2 protein-coding genes are annotated in these 4,475 nt (G+C 39.4%); both read left to right on the top strand.

The genetic code is table 11. From position 1 onward, the window contains the following. Positions 1 to 1,904, top strand: a 1,904-nt coding sequence (locus HMPREF2607_RS05155) for a MucBP domain-containing protein (RefSeq protein WP_261674280.1), incomplete at its 5' end; no start/stop codon positions are given. 455 nt (positions 1,905 to 2,359) lie between these two features. After that, the coding region (locus tag HMPREF2607_RS05160) for an accessory Sec-dependent serine-rich glycoprotein adhesin (RefSeq protein ID WP_148130151.1) at positions 2,360 to 4,475 on the top strand (2,116 nt) is incomplete at its 3' end.

Here is a 4,475-nt window from a genome sequence, read left to right on the forward strand (position 1 = left end):
CATATAACACAACTGAGGAAGGTGAAAAACCTAACACAATCAAGACTCCAGATGGTAAGACATACAAGATCGTACCAAAAGGTGACTACCCAGTAGGTAAAGTTGACGGTGACGGACACCTTGAATCATCTGATCCAATTAAAGGAAAAGTTGATAAACCTAAATCAACAATCACTTATGTTTATAAAGAAGTGAAAGGTGACGTTTACGTTCACTATAAAGACACTGACGGTAACACAATTAAAGATGATGTCACTGACGAAAAAGATCAACCAGTTGATAAAGATTACGATACAGTAATTGACAACCGTCCAAAAGAAATCCAATACAATGGTAAGACATACGAATTAGTACCAGCAGGTAACTACAATGTAGGTAAAGTTGACGAACAAGGTCACCTTGAGTCATCAGACGCTACAACAGGTAAAGTTATCGAAGGACGTAAAGATGTTACTTACATCTACAAACTCAAAGAACAACCAGCACAACCTAAGGGTAATGTTTACGTTCACTATGTAGACACTGAAGGTAAGACAATCAAAGCATCTGTAACAGATGAAAAAGACCAACCAGTTGATAAAGACTACGATACAGTTGTAGACAACCGTCCAAAAGAAATCGAATTCGAAGGTAAGACATACGAATTGGTACCAGCAGGTAACTACACAGTAGGTCAAGTCGACGAACAAGGTCACTGGACAGGTGATGACGCTACAACAGGTAAAGTCATCGAAGGTGATAAGAACGTAACTTACGTCTACAAACTTAAAGAAGATCCAACGAAACCTAAAGAAGGTGACGTAATCATCACTTACGTAGACGAAAAAGGTAAAGAAATCAAGAAACCTCGTCAAGACACACCAAACTCACCATATGATACTCCATATAACACAACTGAGGAAGGTGAAAAACCTAAGACAATCAAGACTCCAGACGGTAAGACATACAAGATCGTACCGAAAGGTGACTATCCAGTAGGTAAAGTTGATGGCGATGGACACCTTGAATCATCTGACCCAACTAAAGGTAAAGTTGAAAAACCACGTTCAATCATCACTTACGTCTACAAAGAAGTGAAAGGTGACGTTTACGTTCACTATAAAGATACTGAAGGTAAGACAATCAAGACTTCAGTTGTTGATGAAAAAGATCAACCAGTCGATAAAGACTACGATACAGTAGTAGACAATCGTCCTAAGACTATCACAACAACTGATGGTAAAGTTTACGAATTGGTACCAGCAGGTAACTACACTGTAGGTAAAGTTGATGGACAAGGTCACCTTGAGTCATCAGACGCTACAACAGGTAAAGTTATCGAAGGACGTAAAGATGTTACTTACATCTACAAACTCAAAGAACAACCAGCACAACCTAAGGGTAATGTTTACGTTCACTATGTAGATGAAAATGGTAACACTATCAAACAATCTGTAACAGATGAATTTGGTCAACCAGTAGGTAAAGATTATGATACAGTAATCGATAACCGTCCTAAGACAATTGTTACTGCTGATGGTAAAGTTTACGAATTGGTACCACAAGGTAACTACCCAGTAGGTTCTGTAGATGGTGATGGTCACTTGACAACAACTGACCCAGTAACTGGTAAAGTCATCGAAGGCGATAAGAACGTAACTTACGTTTATAAACTTGTCGATACAACTCCAGAAAAACCAGTAACACCAACTCCAGGTAAACCTGAACAACCAACTCCAGGTAAACCAGTTGATCCAGCTCCTAAAGCTCCAGCTAAAGCTACTCCAGTTAAACCTGCACAAGAAATGGCACAATTGCCAAACACTGGTGAAGAGTCTAACGTAGCAGCTACAGCAGCTCTTGGATTGCTTGCAACTGCATCTGGATTGGCTCTTGCGGCAAAACGCAAAAAAACTGAGGAATAATATTCCTTCGACTTACCCCTAAAACTTATGAGTGACTAGTCCTAATAAAAACTAACTACTCTTAAGTAAGAATAAGCCGATTAGCTTCGTTCTAAAAAAGACACATTCCGATAAGGGATGTGTCTTTTTGTCATGTTTGAAAATGAGAGAGGGTGTCTTAAATGTTAGTCTAAGTCTCATTTAGGCTTAGTATTAGAGAGTAAAGGCTTAGTTTAGTAAGCTAAAATCTTAGATGTGGAAGAAGTAGACTTTGAATTTTAAGACAAGTTTAAGTTTTGTTTTGCAAAATGTAAGGTGGGTGAAAATGCTATGAAACAAGTATTTTCATTATTTATACAGCATAAAGCGTTTGCAATCGTTTTTGAGGGAAATAAGAGTTTATATTAGAACTTACAAGAATTTTATGATAAAATTTATCGGTGAGTTTTAATACATAAAACAAGAATGGAGTAGATATGTTTTTTAGAAGGAACGAAGGGGAATATCGCGAAACTGATCGCGTGACTCGTTTTAAATTGATTAAATCAGGTAAGCAATGGCTTCGTGCTGCAACATCTAACTTTGGACTTTTCAAGGTCGTTAAAGGTGGGACAGACGCACCATCAGTTTCAGCACAAAGTGTTGAAGAGAAAACACCGCTTCTCTCAGGGCAAGCTCTACTTAAAGGGATTGCGGCGGCAGGTGCAGTGGCTGGAGGAGCAGTAGCTACTTACACTGCTCAAGCGGAAGAAACGACGACTCCGGCTTTGGAAAGTCAAGTAACTGCTAATCAAGATGTGGCGGTCAACTCTGAGTCAGTGGTATTGAGTGCAGCACCAGTTTCTGAAACTTCAGCAGTAGCATCAACAAGCCAAGAGTCTACAAGCTCTTCAGTTGATGCTCAAGCAAGCACAGAAGCATCAGTTTCAGTATCACAATCTGTGTCTCAATCAATTTCTGCTGAATTGTCACAAGCTATCTCTGAATCTGTATCACTCAGCAAGGAGTACTCAACTTCTGACAGTCAGTCACAAACTGAAAGTACAAGTGGTTCAAACTCGGAATCAGCTTCTGATTCAGCAACTTCAACAAGCTCAGTTGCTTCAGAAACTGCAAGCCAAGATGATGAAAAATCTGTTTTGGATCAAAATGTTTCAGAAGCAGAATTACTTGTTAATATTGCTAAAAACTACCAAGCAAAATTAACAGATACAGCTGCTAAGGCTGAAATTCAAACAGCTATTACAACCGTTCAAGAAGAAGTCACTAAGTCAACGACATTGATTGCGGCATCAGCAACAAACGCAGCTTACGCAGAACAGCGTGAGCGTCTTGGTAATGCCGTCGATAACATGATGACCAAGATTACAAATGCAGGTTTCAATGGCAACTCTACAGTAAATGGCACTCCAGCTATCACTTCAAACCTTAACCTTGCGACTGGTGAGACTAAGGTTTATACAGGAACTGGAACAGACTCAAACTATAATGTTCCAATTTACTATACATTGAAAGTGACAAATGACGGAACAAATCTGAATTTTGTCTACACTGTTTCCTATGTTAATCCTGCAACATCAACCCTTGGGAATATTTCGAAGATGAGTCCTGGATATTCTATCTATAATACAGGAACATCAACACAAACGATGTTTACTTTAGGTAAGGGACTTACTCCTCCAACAACTGTAACGTCTTATATTACAGATAAAAATGGTAACCAAATTGCAAATCCTAAGGCTAATACAACACCAGTAACAACTCAAGGAAATGGTCTCACTTGGTCAAATGGTTTCCAAATGAATGGTTTTCAGGCCAAGAATAGTTATGGTTTAACATCGACTTGGACTGCTAAAATCACTGGTGATGATACATCCTTCACATTCTCACCTTATGCAGGTAAGACTGATACGATTGCCGTTAACTTCTTTAATGGTAGTCAGGTTATCGAGTCTGAATCTGAAGCTGATACAACGAGTGCATCTTTAAGTACATCTCAAAGCATCGTAGAAAGTACTTCAACAGTAGAGTCTCAATCTGTATCAACAAGTAAGGTAGAATCTGCATCAGTTTCAGCATCTGAGTCAGAGGTTGTCTCATCTTCTCTTTCTCAATCAGAGGAAGCATCAGCATCCCTTTCAGAGAGTGTTTCAGAAAGTCTTTTTGAAAGTGCCTCAACAAGTGCATCAGTGAGCGCATCACAGTTAGAGTCAAATTCAGTCTCTGCTTCAGAGAGTGCATCAACGTCAACATCACAGTCTGAGTCGAACTCAATTTCAGCATCTGAAAGTGCATCAACATCAACATCACAGTTGGAGTCAAATTCAGTCTCAGCTTCAGAAAGTGCGTCAACTTCAGCTTCACAATCAGTCTCAAATTATGAGTCAGCCTCAACAAGTGAGTCAGTATCAGAATCACAGTCAGTATCTAACTCAGAGTCAGCGTCAGAGAGTGCGTCAGTTTCTGAATCACAGTCTGCTTCAAACTCAGAATCCGCATCAGAAAGTGCGTCAGTTTCTGAATCACAATCTGAATCGAACTCAGAGTCAGCATCAGTCAGTGCATCAGTAAGCGAATCACAATCAGTGTCTA

It is taken from the genome of Streptococcus sp. HMSC078H03, assembly GCF_001808655.1.
Lineage (GTDB): Bacteria > Bacillota > Bacilli > Lactobacillales > Streptococcaceae > Streptococcus > Streptococcus salivarius_G.